General features: G+C 44.4%; 19 protein-coding genes. All 19 read right to left on the bottom strand.

The window, feature by feature from the left end:
- Window positions 1–337: 337 nt before the first annotated feature.
- Window positions 338–484: a hypothetical protein gene (locus tag ADS79_RS35690; protein ID WP_162839538.1), complete on the bottom strand. Its 147-nt coding sequence runs from the start codon at window positions 482–484 to the stop codon at window positions 338–340.
- Between the two features lie 13 nt (window positions 485–497).
- Window positions 498–1,337 (bottom strand): hypothetical protein, encoded by an 840-nt coding sequence (locus tag ADS79_RS14300; protein ID WP_049739114.1) that lies wholly within the window; start codon window positions 1,335–1,337, stop codon window positions 498–500.
- Window positions 1,337–2,236, bottom strand: coding sequence for a hypothetical protein (locus tag ADS79_RS14295; RefSeq protein ID WP_049739113.1), 900 nt, complete (start codon window positions 2,234–2,236; stop codon window positions 1,337–1,339). Before ADS79_RS14295 ends, ADS79_RS14300 begins: the two co-directional genes overlap by 1 nt.
- On the bottom strand, window positions 2,233–3,582 hold the full coding sequence (locus ADS79_RS14290) for an ATPase, T2SS/T4P/T4SS family (protein ID WP_049739112.1): 1,350 nt from the start codon (window positions 3,580–3,582) through the stop codon (window positions 2,233–2,235). The genes ADS79_RS14295 and ADS79_RS14290 overlap by 4 nt, the downstream gene beginning before the upstream one ends.
- Window positions 3,582–4,700, bottom strand: a complete 1,119-nt coding sequence (locus tag ADS79_RS14285) for a hypothetical protein (protein WP_049739111.1) — start codon at window positions 4,698–4,700, stop codon at window positions 3,582–3,584. Before ADS79_RS14285 ends, ADS79_RS14290 begins: the two co-directional genes overlap by 1 nt.
- Window positions 4,697–5,485 carry an SAF domain-containing protein gene (locus tag ADS79_RS14280; RefSeq protein ID WP_049739110.1) on the bottom strand — a complete coding sequence of 263 codons (789 nt, stop codon included), beginning with the start codon at window positions 5,483–5,485 and terminating at the stop codon, window positions 4,697–4,699. Before ADS79_RS14280 ends, ADS79_RS14285 begins: the two co-directional genes overlap by 4 nt.
- The gene (locus ADS79_RS14275) at window positions 5,482–6,357 is read right to left on the bottom strand and encodes a hypothetical protein (protein ID WP_049739109.1); all 876 of its coding nucleotides are present in this window, start codon (window positions 6,355–6,357) and stop codon (window positions 5,482–5,484) included. Before ADS79_RS14275 ends, ADS79_RS14280 begins: the two co-directional genes overlap by 4 nt.
- A gap of 2 nt (window positions 6,358–6,359) precedes the next feature.
- Window positions 6,360–7,118: a hypothetical protein gene (locus ADS79_RS14270; RefSeq protein ID WP_049739108.1), complete on the bottom strand. Its 759-nt coding sequence runs from the start codon at window positions 7,116–7,118 to the stop codon at window positions 6,360–6,362.
- Window positions 7,119–7,273: 155 nt separating this feature from the next.
- Window positions 7,274–7,552 (bottom strand): hypothetical protein, encoded by a 279-nt coding sequence (locus ADS79_RS14265; RefSeq protein ID WP_049739107.1) that lies wholly within the window; start codon window positions 7,550–7,552, stop codon window positions 7,274–7,276.
- A 110-nt stretch (window positions 7,553–7,662) separates the two neighbouring features.
- Window positions 7,663–8,280 (bottom strand): DUF4046 domain-containing protein, encoded by a 618-nt coding sequence (locus ADS79_RS14260; protein ID WP_049739106.1) that lies wholly within the window; start codon window positions 8,278–8,280, stop codon window positions 7,663–7,665.
- 98 nt (window positions 8,281–8,378) lie between these two features.
- Window positions 8,379–8,888: a hypothetical protein gene (locus tag ADS79_RS14255; RefSeq protein WP_049739105.1), complete on the bottom strand. Its 510-nt coding sequence runs from the start codon at window positions 8,886–8,888 to the stop codon at window positions 8,379–8,381.
- A complete protein-coding gene (locus ADS79_RS14250; RefSeq protein ID WP_049739104.1) occupies window positions 8,885–9,316 on the bottom strand; it encodes a TadE/TadG family type IV pilus assembly protein in 432 nt (143 codons plus the stop codon). Before ADS79_RS14250 ends, ADS79_RS14255 begins: the two co-directional genes overlap by 4 nt.
- Entirely contained in the window at window positions 9,317–9,811 is a 495-nt protein-coding gene (locus ADS79_RS14245) for an A24 family peptidase (RefSeq protein WP_049739103.1), read from the bottom strand.
- Window positions 9,808–9,984: a Flp family type IVb pilin gene (locus tag ADS79_RS14240; protein ID WP_049739102.1), complete on the bottom strand. Its 177-nt coding sequence runs from the start codon at window positions 9,982–9,984 to the stop codon at window positions 9,808–9,810. Before ADS79_RS14240 ends, ADS79_RS14245 begins: the two co-directional genes overlap by 4 nt.
- 249 nt (window positions 9,985–10,233) lie before the next feature.
- The gene (locus tag ADS79_RS14235; RefSeq protein WP_049739101.1) at window positions 10,234–11,142 is read right to left on the bottom strand and encodes a type II secretion system F family protein; all 909 of its coding nucleotides are present in this window, start codon (window positions 11,140–11,142) and stop codon (window positions 10,234–10,236) included.
- Between the two features lie 4 nt (window positions 11,143–11,146).
- Window positions 11,147–12,046 carry a type II secretion system F family protein gene (locus ADS79_RS14230; RefSeq protein ID WP_049739100.1) on the bottom strand — a complete coding sequence of 300 codons (900 nt, stop codon included), beginning with the start codon at window positions 12,044–12,046 and terminating at the stop codon, window positions 11,147–11,149.
- Window positions 12,047–12,056: 10 nt separating this feature from the next.
- A complete protein-coding gene (locus tag ADS79_RS14225) occupies window positions 12,057–13,547 on the bottom strand; it encodes a TadA family conjugal transfer-associated ATPase (RefSeq protein WP_049739099.1) in 1,491 nt (496 codons plus the stop codon).
- A gap of 13 nt (window positions 13,548–13,560) precedes the next feature.
- Entirely contained in the window at window positions 13,561–14,967 is a 1,407-nt protein-coding gene (locus ADS79_RS14220; protein ID WP_049739098.1) for a CpaE/TadZ family protein, read from the bottom strand.
- Window positions 14,964–15,692 carry an RcpC/CpaB family pilus assembly protein gene (locus ADS79_RS14215; RefSeq protein WP_049739097.1) on the bottom strand — a complete coding sequence of 243 codons (729 nt, stop codon included), beginning with the start codon at window positions 15,690–15,692 and terminating at the stop codon, window positions 14,964–14,966. Before ADS79_RS14215 ends, ADS79_RS14220 begins: the two co-directional genes overlap by 4 nt.
- Window positions 15,693–15,876 lie beyond the last annotated feature (184 nt).

Genomic DNA, 15,876 nt, shown 5'->3' with positions numbered 1-15,876 from the left:
TGGCTCGGAAGCCCAAAAAATCGATACCAAGCTCCCTACCATGATTAAAACAATTAAAAACACGTGATGGTGAAGCATCAGTTTGACGTGTAGGATGTGCCATTTTGCATCCGGAAGTTAATATTTTCGTTTCTGGTGTCGTAATTAAGAGAAGTAATCGAGCGATTAATGCTTTCTGCAGAATCATTCGCTGCCGGACTTAATTCGTTACCGTAGGAGCTCACTCCAATCCCTAAAACCATAACGCATGCTAAAAAGATGAAGAACATTTTTGACATACACGACACTCTCCTCTGTCTACTATTTGTAATTGGATTTCCGATTCAGCAATGAATACTCATGGGATCGCTTGATCTATCCAGCTGACCGCACGATCTCTTAATCCCCCGTCTCTGACCACTGAGCTATTAATATTGGAAAGACTTGAGACGATGATGCCCAAAGAGAACACAATGCACATGATGATAGATAAGAGCTTGGTCATGGGCAGTTCCTCCTCAGATTAGATATTTGTCGAGAATTTCCGTAAGCAGCTTGTACCACGGGAACATAGCAACCAAGAGCCCCATATAAAAGGCTGGGTAAACAATCACACTGTAGCCAATCCCTAATGATTTGATTTTCTTTCGGTGACGGAACATTCTACGGTGATCAACTGCCCACTCCATCCGCTGCATGGTTACACTGACTTGTCCCTCGCTAAGCTGCTCAATCGTTCTCATACTGGAAACAAGAATAACTCCGTCGTCTATTCCTATTTTGCGTTTGAAGCTCTCCAGCGCTTCATTAGGGTCTTTATTCCACTCTGATAACGTAGGGACATATTCCTTAAGTTTTCGTGTAGGCCTTGCTGCTTTCACCATGGCACTGTAAATGGGAACCTGATTTTCCAACAGTGTGACGTAGCGGTTGATAAATCGGGCAATGTCGTTACTTAATAGATCCTCACGATGCCCCGCCCACATTTTCAATCCTATGTAGGGCAACATAAAACTACCGGCAGAAGCCAAACACATGGAAAGAAGAGGGAACGACTCCACACGACTAGCCATGACCCAAAGTAGAATCAGAATGCATACCCCACTGCCACAGAGGAGTTGAAGAAAAACCCACTCCGCCTTCCCCCACCCAAACGGCCGCCCCGCCCTGGAGAGCAATTGATCCCAATGTTCGTCCTCATCCATGTTTAAGGATCTCTCCCATTTCCTCCACCAAACACCTGATACGAAAAGTTTTGGTTTTGATGAGCTGGCTATATATTTGCCTACCACGAATGAGGCGATAAAGACGAAGAGTGTTCCCAATCCCAAATACATGTACATCACTGTCAGTGGCATTAGCGATACCTCCGTCCCCAAATAAAGGCCAGCAAAATAGAAAAGCACCATACCGTTACTGCTAGAGCCAATATGGCCTGTCCATCAGGCGTATAAAAATAAAGACGATAAGAATCTTTTAGAAGACTTTGATTGTAGGGAATCAGGCAAACACAAATAGCTATGACGACTAACAGACTAATCCATATCGAATAAATCTCACTATCTCTCTCTTCTTTTTCATCCTGCTGGACAAACATTTCATTCGTAAGTCTGTTGAGTGGGGACTGAATGTCCTCTGTCTCTCCCTCTAAGCCACTTGCAATATATGTGGCAAAATCAAAAGCCCACGGGTGATCCAGGCGCTCAGCAAATTGTTCAATAGCTGTTACTGGATTACCACCATCCGCGAGACTGTTATTCAAGAGCAATAGTTCGGGAAGCAATTCTTTTGGACATTCATCGATCATGTCACGAAAGGTCAGGATAATATTTTTGCGACTGTTATAATACCGGGAAAACAATTCTACAAACCTGCAAAACGAGTTAATTTTCTTATTAATACGAACGGTGAAACGTGCGTAAAGTAGAAGGGTCGGCAACAGCAAAAATAAAAGGAACAGAGACATTGAAACAATAAGGTTTCCTACTAGTACACCAGATATAAAGCCAGCCACTGCGCCTATTAGAGATAGCAGCAGATGAGCCTCTGGCGTACCTCCCGCAATATGGCACCAACGATCATATGTTTCGTATATCAGACGTCTAGTTGGGTCCTGCAAAAATTTTTCTCTCCAGACAGTCACGGTTTGTGGAAAGAAAACGCGTGGAGTTGACCAACGTCTGTTCAAATGCACTCCAAGGAACAAAAAGGCGACAAAGAGACATAAAAACATAGGAACGAGTAGCAGGTACATCATATTTGTCTACCTATATCCGTGAGTCTTAGCTCTCTCAAAACATCAATTTCTGCCTTCCCGATATAACACATATATTCAATCAACTCTGGACTGATCTTTTGACCCGTCCATTCGTATTCCCCTGTCTGCATATTGCGACTAACTAACGGTACGGAGTCCACACGATTAAACGTTTCATTCCATTCTGTAACATGAATAGCATCAATGAAGCGATGACCATTATTGCGATAAGTAAGTGAGTTAACAAAATTGACCGCTCTGCTGATTCTCTCCTGAGTCAATTCAATACTTCTTCCTCCATACTGATAAACAAGATCTGTCAAGTCCTGCAGCGCTTTATGTGGAAAACGCTCGTGCATCGCTCCAATTGTTGCGTCTGTTCCTCTTATACCTGCATTGATAAAATGGTAGGCTTCGATAGGTTCCCTGATCTCCCCAATCAAAATCGTATTAGCTGTAGATCGGTACATATCCTTGAAGCAATGTGCGAGCTCAATTCCAATTTCCTCAACATTTTGCAGTTCAATGACTTCTCCTGGCCAGAAATCGCCAACCCGCATCTCATGCTCACTTTCAAAAATAGTAACGTACTCGGCAAGTGGATCCTTGAGCTTTAACATGCATAGCATGAGTGTTGTCTTGCCTGCTGCCATCGGTCCTATGACCAGTACATTTCCTCTCCCGTAGACTTGTTGTTCCAATAACCATTGAACTCTCTGATCAAATGTAGACTGCTTCTGCGTCCTCAGGTTATCCAATGAAAAAGACGGAGTCGTAAAGCGTCTTACGAGAATGGTGGGCACTCTGGAATACGGAAACGTAAACATCGTTAACCTCGCCTTTAAAGCTTCCAGGTAGCCGCTCAAGCGCGGTTTCTTCTCATTAAAGGAAAGACCTGCCGCATTCGTAAGCTTTTGTTGGAGGGTCTCGACTTCTTTCCAGGTAGGGACATACGGAAGAAACTTTTTTACCCCTTGTTCCAAATAAGCCACGTTTTTATTTGCAGAGATTCGCACTTCTTCTACCCATGGAGAAAGATGAAGCACAGCATCCAATATTCCCCAACCATATGTTGCAAATGTTAGACCTTCATATCCGTTGACATGCGGTAAAATTTCTTCAGTAATTGGACGTTTTATGACTTCTTCAAAATAATGCTGCAGCCGAAGAATAATATGATTATGGCTGTCACGGTCACCTTGCTCTGCCATCGATAGAATCCGTTGCATCTCGATTTTTTCATCTTTGGTTTTCCCAAAATGATTGAGATAATCTCTGGCTGCCTGTTTCATATCCTCAACGCTCTGCAAGCGTGATGCCGTCCATTGAGGCTCCATTATTTTCATCAACTCGACACCGCTTTCCTTACTCCGTACTCAGCTTTTGCAATTTCTTTCAAGCTACTGATGTACACTTTGGGTGGAAAAAACTCCTCAACCAAAATACTGTTGCTGCGTTGGGATTCCATCAGTCTACTCTCGGAAATACGCGGTACAACCCCATATATAGCAATGTCCTCACCAATTCGGTATGGCTGGCCTTGATCCAGATGACTTAGCAACACCTCACACTGGACGCCCTTTTCCCTCCAGGATCGAATCCACTCTCTAGAGCTTTCTATACTGAATGGATCTGCCCGAACAAACAATAGATTACGATCAGCCGTATACAGTAATCGTTGCATGGCTTCCGTCTCAGGGAAACAATAGCCCCAGTCGATATATACGTAATCAAACTGTTTTCGGAAGGCCGCGATCAAATTCGTAATTTCCCAGCTCTTCCACAAGCTTGCTGCGTGTGCATAGTATAGATTTGGCCTGTGCTTGCTTTGTTTGCATACGCTTCTCCACTTTCGATTTGCTGCAGTATGAATATCCAAAAAATCGGGTCGAAAGAGAGCCAGCTGATTATGATGCAGCTTAAAAAATCTCGTCAAATCCGGTTTCATCCTGTTCATATCAAGTACGACGATGGACTTGTCAGGGTATTGTTTTGCTAACAGGATTGGATAGTTGATACAGAAAGTAGTGATTCCAGCAGCTCCATAACTCATAAGGGAGTAAACAAGTCCCTCGCGTTCACCCTCCGTATAGCCAGATGACTCTCCTATAAACCCAAGAATGGTTCCAATCCTACTCCGAATTTCTTCCTGTGACAGCTGCGCTGAAAGCAAATAGATTCCCTCTAACATTAGCTCTTCTATTACCTGTTTAATAATCGATTCATCTCTGTACAACGGAACAATAATAAGCGGTACTTGCTTCGATAATGACGATCTCACGGCTGGGAGCCATACCCAGGCTGGTGTTGTAAACATCTCAGAAAAAACAACGGCAGAATCAGGCTGATAGATATGAACCAGTCTCTGAAAATCCTCGGGAGACTCTGCTACCAAAGCCTCGGAAGAAGGGGGCATATATGTTTTCACTAACGACTTCATAGGATAGCACACCAAAATTTTCATGAAGCTTGCTCCTTTGAAACCATGATATGACCGACCTGTACAACTCCATATGTCATTGCCTCATTGAGAATCACATACTGTTGATCGGTTAGATTAAAACCGATAAATGCCGGTAGAGCAGTTGGCTGCACTCTGTAGTCTCTATACCGTTTTTCGCTATTTAATAGCGGCTTTTGGCGAGAGCCATTAAACACTGCATCCATGTGGTCAGGAGAGGGGAGTAGGCTTGGCTTCAAAGTATAAATTTCTATCCCATTACTATCCCTGACACTTGCCAACTGACTTTCAAACAAGAACTCTGCTGTGTCATTTGTTTTTTTGAATTGCAGAGGTTCCGGATAGTCTTGTAGTTCATGAATCGCCTTGTACTTCACCCATATTTTTACATGATCCCCTTTTCGCAATTCAGTCATAGGTTGTATGGCCAATAACGGAAATTCGTATCTTGCCTGTCCCTTTTCTGGTAACAACTGAGAGTCAGTTAATTTTTTTGTAAGCAATTGCTCTCCTTCATACATGCTCTGCGTACTACGCTTTCCTAAAACACTCTCTAGATCACGAGCGGAATCAGGCAGTATTTCATCTATTCCCTCCTGCACGAGTACAACATCATCTTGCGTAATCGGTTCAAACGGAGAGATTTCTTTACCTGGAGCGACTTTTACAACTGGGGCAAATAATCGTTCGGCTGCCATCACATCTATATACTGTGTAGCTGCGTAGAAGGATGAACCTGCCAACAGAAAAGATATCAAGCAGATTAAAAACAAGGTTTGCTTCTTCATAACATCCTTCCTTTATAAGCAGGAATCAATGATTGGAACTCACTTTCTTCTTCCGGAAAGCTCTCTAATAACAAGTTTCCCTTTGAATGGGCGGTTGCTGTTCTCTCACCATCTATCAGCGGAAGCATACATTCTACCTTGGAGAGGGTAAACTCACTGTTCCAAAGAGAAAGAGTTCCCTCTACTTTTTTCATAACGCTGGACTTTGCGAGCTGATTATTCCATTTATTCGCAATAAACCTGATTTTGCTCTTTTGAGTCGTCCACCAGATTGGTGCTGCCTCTGTTAGAAACAATCGCGTAAGACGAGCGAGATCTGCATCAAAGACAACCCATATTTCATCAGCCATTTCAAACATTTGATTCGTCTCGTCTTCTGTCCAACCAGAAGATATATCAATAATAACGATCGGGCTATCCTTGCTTACTCGGAGAAGCCAACTGGCTATGTCTGTGCTGGAAGGTTTCTGTTGAAGATTCAAAGGGGATTCCATCTGGATGCGAAGATAATTATTTTGCATGAGGAGCTGTGATGTGGAAGTATTCTCTCGTTGCTTGGCCCTGCGCTCATAATCAAGCGCAAAGTAAAAGTAGGAAATCGCATTCGGACGTTCACACAGAGTAACAGGTACTCCCTTTCCGGCCCATGCATACGCGATATTTCCAGATATAAAACTGGCGCCAGATTGAGCATAGAGACTTGTTACGGCAATGCATTTGCGAGAGATGGTCTCTGAGGGTTCAGCTAATTGAGGCACTGCCAGTTTTTCCTTAAGCATCTTCCAACGTCGTTCTTCCTCACCAGTCAGAGTGAACTCCTTCTGTTCAAGGTCACGAAATCGGGAGACAAATTGATTCATTTTTTGGTACATAACTAGCCTACTTGAAAATCTGTTGTCTTATTTTTACTTGCAAGATAACTTCTGAACTTTTCAACCATCTCTCGAACGGTGAGTGATTTTCGGTGGTAATAGTATATTTTCCGCAAGCGCTCACGTTCTTGAGAAGTCATTTCTGGCTTTTCTTTCATCGCAAGCTCGATTAGTAATGCAAGCTCTACATTATTTGGTCTGCCTCGTCTTGGCGGATTGGCGAACAATTGCTGCTGCTTTTTATCAAAAGCATTGGGATATTCTAAAAGCCACATATCCACCAATGATTCAATATCCTCCTGAGCCCGAACCCCCAGCTTCATCAGATACTTAAAATATGCTGGCAGGGAACGCTGTCCCAGGATACCTTTTTTCCATCGAGCGATAAATCCACTTGGAACTGTCAAAAGCTTTGTGACGTCACGGATGAGGGAAAGACGATTTTGTGATTGATACAATACAACTGCTTCCTTTACAAGAGTAAATAAGATGTCGTGATAGTGTGCATCACTAGACTCGCAGCCGTATTGGACGATATACCACTCTTCTACCGCTTTATCAAAGTCTTTTCGACAATTGGTGAGATGGAGCTGATCTAGGTGTTCGTAGAAATCTTCTAAATCATGTTGAGTCATATATTCTTCCTGATAGTCTCCAAAAACAAACTCGATAAACGATTCCTTCAACTCTTGTAGCGAAACCAGTCTGTTTGTCTCTTCATAGCAGCGGTTGACTAATTCTATTGCACTATTCGCCAACACTTCTCATCTCTCCCATATTTTTACATTTAATTATTTTAATAGACATTTTGCTACATCTTTCGCCACTCGTCAAATCTTTTTTGTTTTTATTTATTGATTTTTATTTTCGTTATAATGATCACCTTACATGCATCCATGTAAGGTGATCGTGAGAATTACTCTGCTACGAAATAGAGCTCTTCTCCCGTTGCGAATAGAAGTGCAATCCTTCCTCCGCGCTCCATGACGGTTGGAGCATTCTCCATTACAATAATCCCGTCATTGAGTACTACCCTGTTTCCAAACCGATGTACAGACTCGATTTGAAACGTCCCTTCAGGTAATCTTTCCACTGAAAGATTACTGCCGGGCTTGTGCTTCTGATAGCGGACCGTCCGCCCAAGAAGCTGCTCCATATATACAGAGCACTGCTGGTGAGCCTCCACTGTTGCCATACGCAACGCCTCCTTCTCTCACCTTGTAGAGTACGGCCGTTTCATGTGCTTATAAGCCAATGAAACTATTACTACCGTAAAAAAAGACAGTGGGGTGTTGCAAATATTTTTCAACTGTCTTCCCAGAAGGCAGGATTGCTTAATTCCGGATAGATCTCCGTCACCATGTCGAATGGAGAAAAATACAAGGTGTCGACGAGAATTTTCAACCTATACTTTTTCAAAAGGCTGTACGCACGTTCTGTTTTCCCAAATATTTTGGGTAACTCGTACAGATCACTAAGTTTCATCAAGTGTTGGCACATGTAATCGACACATATCTTGGCTCGTTCCTCTCCCTTGATGCTTTGGAAATACAATGGAGGGAAATGACGGCGAATACCTGCCAAGACCTCCTGATAAACCCAAAGCACACGCTGTTCCTCAGGAAGACGTGGTAAATACGGGTAAGCAAATTCGACAATATAATAGACATCATCTGACTTCGCCTCAATTGGCGGCTCTATATACTCCCTTACTAAATGCAGCTTCAGCTGTTTGATATCGTGAACGCTCAATTCCCGCCGCGCTTGCTCAGGTGTCCATCTTTTTACGTTTTCAATCGCATAGCGAACCACTAGTTGCACTTTTTGCTTGCGGTACTGCGCATCTTCAAACTCGTACGGGGAAAATCGTTTCTGCTCTCCGCTGAGAATGCGTTTGTACCGTTCTACTATTTTTGACGGCACTGCTCCCTCACTCCCATAACCATTTTTGGAATATAATACAAAATTACCACAATGGTTTAGGACAAAAATAACAGTGCGTCATTTGACTTCATGTGACTTTATTCATAAACTCCAGACTGCGAAACTCGTCCTACCTTTGCATCAAGCTCTCCCCACCAGATCGGAATGCTTTTCTCTGTCTCTATTCGCACATGATAAATTCCTTGACGGTACAGATACGCCTTTTCTCCCTTTTGATGGATGGCATGAGCAACCTTGGCTTCACTTGCTAGCGCTGACCTGTTCAGCTGCCAAAGTATCGCTGCCTCTTCACGTGCACCTCTAATGATATCTGCATCATTTTGTATAGCTTCCTCTGTAGTTGCAAACAGACGAAGCTGTCTTTTCCCTTCTGAATCGACATACTCCCATTTTCCAGCAGCACGAGCACCCTTGGAGACGATATCAGCTGTATGCTGTGTTTTCATTTCCAGCAGATCGCTTTGCTCTAAAAATAACAAAAGAGATAGTAACCCACCCAAGCAAAAAAGGAAAAAGATCGTAGAAATCAATACAGCTCCCCGCTCTTCTCTCAATCGCTGTTTGAAGTGAGGATGAAATCGGATCATTTTTTAGCCTCCGCATTTTCTATCATCATGTAGTAACTCTCCGTTATCTCGTACGGCTTCCCTGTCGCAAGCAGTCGAAACGAAACGGTAGCATCTGCTCTCAAATGGTTGCCCTTTTTCCATCCTCTTCCTTCTAACTGCAGTCGAACCTCACCATTTGTTACCCCTATTCCTTGGCTCAGCTCAACCTCTCCACGTTCTGCTGCATGGTAAGTCGCTAGTCCGAAATTTGGCTGTACCGCAGCAATTCTACCAGCCTCATAAGCAGCCGCCATCGCTTTTTGCTTATTGTATAAAATGCTAAATTGATCAAAAGAAAACATGATCAACAGCCAAACCAGAGGGAAAACCAAAATAAACTCTAGAATTTGGCTACCCCGCTCGTCGTGAATGACAGCCTGTAAGAACCGCCGAATGTTTTTTTTCATTTAACTCGTCCACACATAGCTCGAAAAATGCTGGAACAAAAAAGCACCAAGCAAGAAGACTGCATACGGAAAAGATAGGGCTGTTCGATCCAATCCAGGTAACCAAAGCTGCCTATGGGCAGACCATCCTATCGATATCACGCGCAAATTATCCCGTAAACGCGTCCATGATCGCGGATAGAGCAAGAGAAACAGCAGGCATAGCCAAATCGAGTTAAAGAATAAAGGGTACACTTCATTCCAGCTACTCCATGCTCCTACAGCCATCAACAGCTTTTGATCTCCCATTCCCATGCCTTTCAGTACAACTGGACCCAATGTAAGAAGAAAGGCTCCAGCTACACCAGCTAACGCGACTGTCATAGATCCGCTATACCATTGAAAAAATAGTCCTGCTGCCAGAACAGGAAATGTAATGGCATTTGGAACCTTGCGACGGCGCAAGTCAAACCATGCGGCTACTGCCAAAACTGTAAAGACTACTACGCTCATCATTTGCCGATCTTTTCTTGCAGTTCCTTTAATTTAGCGTCTTCCGCTTCACCCAAAGAGGATAGTGTCGGAATAATCAAGATCAGGATTACCGCAACGATAATAACCATTTCCACGATCGTGACACCATCTTCTTCCCGCCAAAAGCGCTTGAGATAATTTGAGATCATAGACATACCATTCACTCCTTTATGGTTTCTATCTATGACTTTGCCAAAAGACAGTGACCCTCGCAAAAATATTTATAGTGCGTATTCAAAAAGTTGGCTTTTCAGCACCGAGAAAATGGCGAGAACCGTACGAAGGAGGAGCGGAGTGTAGGCAAACTGCATGAGCACCGGACTTCGAAGGTGAACGCCATTTTCAATGCCAAATTAGCTTTCAGGACTCCTTCGTGATCAAAAGACAACTTTTTGAACAACCTCTTATAAGCGATCTCCGATTCCAATCAATGCCGGCCCCATAACAAGGAATAGCAAAGGAACCCCCATCAGCAAAATGACAAAGGGGAGTAAACGAATATTTAAGCGATTCATATGTGCAGATGCTTCATCCTCCTGTTGTCTCATCTGTTCCTCTACTTGAACGGATAGCATCTGGGCAATGCTGACTCCCTTGCTGATCGCCTCATTCATTTCCAATGCAATGGTAGTTAGTGCGTCTACTTCCCAACGATATGCCAGCTCCTCTAATGCTTTTCGCCATGTGCCATACTGCTTTTGCTCAATTTCAAGACGCGCAAGTTCCTTGCCAAGTCGTGCATCAAAACGTTTCGCTGTTTCTTTCACTGCCGCTTGGATGGGCATTCCTGCTTCTACCAATGATTGGACGATACTAAAAAAGACCGGAACCTGCTCGCGAATCTGGTCTTTTGCGCGTTTATCTCCCCAATCCAGCAACCAGGTTGGAAACATATATAACAATAAGCTTCCGATCAAAGGAAGACCGTTTACCATCCTCAGCGATTGTTCAAACGACGTATTCACTACAAGATTAAGGAGAGCAGAAACGATAAACACCATGGACAGCACCTTCAAAAGGATGATTTCTGCCAAACGGACCCTCCAGCCCAATCTCGACAAAATCTCAGTTGTCTTTTGCCGATCTATACCCGTCAACTTGCATAATCGATCCAGCAACTGATTGTTGTTCTCTAACAATCGGACCAACTGCCAGCGCGTTTTTCTTTGGTGAAAGGATTGGTCCAAGCGTGCTTTTTGTTCCTGTTCAATCCTGCCAAAGAGGGTATCATCAACTTGACCCGCCCTGTCTAGGCAAGCTGGCAAACCATACATAAAAAGCGCCAGTGCTATTACGATGCAAATGAGCAGCATTGACTCACCCTCCTTTGTGCATGCTTTTATGTGCAACGTAACGGATTGCCTCTCCCCCTAGCAAGATGCAAGCTAAACACCCCAAGATCATCAATCTTCCTCCCGCGGTAGCATTGAGGGAGTCAAAATGATGCGGATTATTGGAGTACAACGCAATTACAAAGACGAATGGCATGGTACTTAACAAATTCACCTGGGCAACGATTTGTGCCATAGCTGCCTTTTGTCTTCGTAGTGACTGTCTGCGCCTAAGAATGGACGAGGCTGCCAAATCAAGGGTCTTGGCCATGTCTCCTCCCATTTCCCTTTGAATTTGAATAATGGTTGCCAAATACTTTACATCAGCACTACCCGTTCGTTCATAAAACTCATTCATGACATGCTCAAGCGGTATTTGTGCTCGCAGTAGCTCAACAATTCGCCGGTATTCATCAGTTATGCTTTTTGCCAAAAAAGGGCTTTTCGCAACTTGTTCAAATGCGTGTAAATAGGAAGGAGAGGTACGCAATGCGCTCGCCATGAGACGAATCGCCTTCACATTCCCGTCTTCAAATTGGTCTTTTTTCCGAGCCCCCCATACGCTGACTAATCTTTCTGCAAATAGAATTCCTGCCAGTAAAGCCGGAGCTGCCAGCCACCAGGATTTTAAGATTTGACTGCTTAACCCAAATGAAATCAGACCAAACAAAAAGGAGAGGGTCACATACTGGTTGACCCCCCACCCTGAACGTGATTTCGCTAGCCTTGCATCCAATCTATTCCATACAGTTTTTCTATCCTGTTGTAATAAGCCAACAATGGCATGCTTGTCTGATCGGTTTTGTACATATAGCTTCTGTGGTGCAAACAGCAGCAAAATTCCTATCCCGATACCAAAGGCTAAGGGCAAGCTTACATCTTCCATGCTCTTCCTCCTACACAGGTATTGGCTGTGTAAAAAAGACTTGATCGATATCTTCCCGTGATAATCCTTTTTCCACCCATCGCTTGATTAGCCGTTCCGGACGATAGCCTGTCCATTTAAAATGACCTGTCACCCTCCCGTCCTGGATACCGGTTGGCTCGTAGACGAATATATCCTGGAGATACACGCGGTCGGGTATGACCTGCTTGATATTGCACGCTCTTTTAATCCATTCCTCATGTGATTGTCCAGTACCGACAACCTCTGTAATAGCTACGACTTTGCGGCTTCCGTCCTCTTCAAAACGCTTTACCTGCACAATCAGATCAAGCGCGGAGCCGATCATCAAATTTCGTTCCTCTGCGCTGTACACCTCATCAGCCTTGCCGAACAAAATGGGTAGGGTGGAATCTACCAGAGCACGAGGTGAATTCGCATGTGCGGTGCTCCAGCTGCCAGGATGATCCGTGTTCATCGCCCAGAGCATATCCACTATTTCGCCACCACGGGTTTCCCCGACCATGATCACATCTGGACGTTTACGCAGGGAGAGCCGTACACAATCCTTGATAGAAAAGCCACCCTTCCCTTCGTAATTCGCTGGCTTTGCTAAAAATCTGCGAACAAAGGGATGCTGAAGCTTCATTTCCAGCACATCCTCAATCGTGATTATACTCAAGTAGGTAGGAACATACTGAGATATAAGATTAAGCATGTGTGTCTTGCCTGATCCAGTACCGCCACTTACAATCCCAGATGCCCGTGATAAGCCTACTGCCCGTTTTAAAAATAGGAGCATGGGCTCGCAGATAGAACCATAACGCAAATAATCTGCTTCACTTAGCAAGTCGCGATGTTTTCTGATTGTAAGCATATGGCCATCCGGTGAAATAGAACGATGTGTAGCGGCAACCCGCGATCCATCAGGAAGCTGTGTGTGCAGCTCTGCTTTCGTTTCGTTAAATTCGCGTCCCATCGTAGCAGCTATCTGCTCCAGTAAACGCAGCATTTCTTCCTCGTCACGAAAGACTTCCATATCGGGTGTCTCCAACCTTCCCGTGCTTTTTCGTTCCACAACTAAATAATTGAACCGATGAAAGAGGATTTCGTTCACGTCTGTGTCCTCTAACAATGCGTCTAATGGTCCCCACCCTGTTAAAGAGTGCAGCAATCTCTTTGCCTCCGCCTCGAGATGTAGGGAAGAGAGCGTCGTTTTTGCTTCAAGCAGCATTTTAATGTCGTGCGTTAGTTCGTTTATAAAAATAGGAGAATGCTTTTCTTCCCATAAACGCTTTCCGTACTTTTCTACAATTTGCGTTCGGATCAAGGTCTCGGATTCTTGACCAATCCATTTCTCTCCTGCATGCTGCAAGTGGGCCGATGTCTGCATTCTTTCGTGCAATGTATTCGGAAGCCGATCCGTTTCTCGACCGATGGACCGCAAATCCTGTTTACCGCGCGTTTCCTTTGAAAGACCAAGCAGTTGTTTCTTGTCGAACATCCTGTTCCCTCCTTTACCCCCATAGCCATCTGAAAAGAGATGGGCGTTCCTTCGTTTTTTCTTTTGGAGCAGAGCCAACCCTTTCTGAATCTACAGGCAACAATGCCTTTCCCAAAGTTTCAATCGCATCCTTTGCAGCAATTCTTCCTGGATGCAGCATGACTGGCACTCCGGTATTAATCGATTTTTTAACTTCAGCATCATCAGGGACAGAATATATTTTTTTGCTTGGATGCAATTGAAAATACGCTCTGATTTCCTCCAAGGTAAACATTTCTTTGCGTTGAAGCCTGTTCATGCACACTTGTATGCGTTCTTCCGGATATTCTGCCTCTCGGAGTAGCTTAAGTAGCCGCTGAATATTCTCGATTGAATCCACTACAGGGTTTCCGACCATTACAACCTGTTCAGCAAAAAAAAGAGCCTGAATCGTTGCATCTGTTGTATCCGGTGCAGTGTCGATTAGGATAACGTCATACATGCTTTGCTTTAACGTTTCTAGGATGAGATAGAGATGATAGTCCCGAATTTCAAAGCTGTGCCGTATATCACGTGGTGATGTCAGAACATGCAGACCGGTTTCGGTATGTGTCACGATATACTTTTCGATGTCCTGTGGAGACAGACTTATGCTAGATGCGAATTCCTGCCATTCCTCGTTTCGCAGTGTGAATGGATCTCTTCCTTGTTGCTGAGCATACGAATGTAGCTGAGTATCGATATCCTGTACCCATGTGAAAAGATTCGGGGTTCTTGGGAGGTTTAACGTAGTTGCAAAAGTACCGAGATCGAGGTTGAAATCAATCGCTAAGACCCGAAGTGGGCGCCCTTCTTGTTTTTGGGTGGTGAAATAAACAGCTAATTCACGTGAGATAAAAGTTTTACCAACCCCGCCTTTGGGGCCATATACAGTGATCAGATGCTTCGGTCCAGTACTGACGCCATTAGTTGGATCGGGATCGTTTTCAGTAACTGCCTGTGGCGTATGTGATACCGTGGGAGATAATACAGCTGTTGCCGCAAGTGGAGCAGGCTGTTGTTGAGGCGGGATTCCTGTATACATTGCTTGAGGTACCATCGTCAATGCCTCTAGCTGACCAGTTTGAACTGGCTTCACAATCACCCAGAGTCCCAAATTCCGAAAAAACGGTTCCCACATCAACTCTTGGGGCGAACACGCTGCAATGAAAGAGAGTTGAGGATAAGCAAGGCGAAATTGCTGACAAACCACACCTCTTTCTGCTCCTTTAATTGTTCCTAGCATTACCATGTCCGGAAGCGTTGTCTGCAGCATTTGCCATGCCTCATCGATGCCTGTGGCGATTCCACAAATCTCGAGCCATGTACTTTCGGCTAGCTGTCTTACTAATGCACTGGTAGAATCCTTATCGTCATCTACTATGAGCAAGCGTTTTTTCATTCGTAGTCCTCCTCACGTTTATTCCACCTTTTCTTTGTTCTCATTAACGCAGTCGCAAACTGGGCGTCGCCTACTCCTGACATTTGCCCTTCAAGCACGGCTGCTAATCCCAAGCGGATTTTGCCGTAATGAAGCGCGTGAGTCAGCATAACGGCCTCATTTCGTGTAAGGGAGAGAGTGACTGCTATCAGATTCGGCCGGTTGCCCTCCATTTCTCTCTGCACACCAATAATAGGCATATTTTGCAGCAGTAAGCCGGAGTGAGCACCTAAGTCATCTTCAAATGATGCATAGACATGGACTCGTTCTCCAGTAGATAAATGAGGAGATACCCCTGCTACATTGTCGACAGGAATGCTCATTCCGGTCATATGCTCTGTCATCTTTGCCTCGCTTTGAATATGACCTGCTCTCTCCAAATCGTTTTCAAGCAGTGGACGTCCACCCTTTATCTGGCGTGTGAAGGGTAACCCGATCAGGTTCGATGCCTCCGTCCACGGGATTAATCCTGGAATGGAGGCAGTCGGTTTCGTAAAAGTACCTCCCATGGTCAGTACCAATGGTTCCAAATCCTTTGCTTCCAATAGCTGTCCGCTATCCTTCTCCACGCTGGACCGCAATTGAATATAAGTAACAGTGTGCGGCTTCAGAATCGTATAAGCACCAAATCCGACACATACTGCCAGCAGTAATAATGCGAGTAATCTCAGCGGGTGTATCGACATTTCTCTCCTCCTCTCCTACATTGCTGCTTCCATCATACGAGGAGCCTTAGGGACAAAAAAAGAAACACAAAAAAGCACCGTGCAGTTAATTTTGCACGGTGCTTCTCATTCATCTATATCGTTCATTCCTTGAAAACTGGATCTGCATGATTGCTAAGAGTGTGGATAAGTCCTCGACCGATTA

Source organism: Brevibacillus reuszeri (genome assembly GCF_001187725.1).
GTDB classification, from domain to species: Bacteria; Bacillota; Bacilli; order Brevibacillales; family Brevibacillaceae; genus Brevibacillus; species Brevibacillus reuszeri.
Note: the sequence above shows the minus strand (reverse complement) of the source record. Positions and strands in the feature narration are given on the sequence as shown.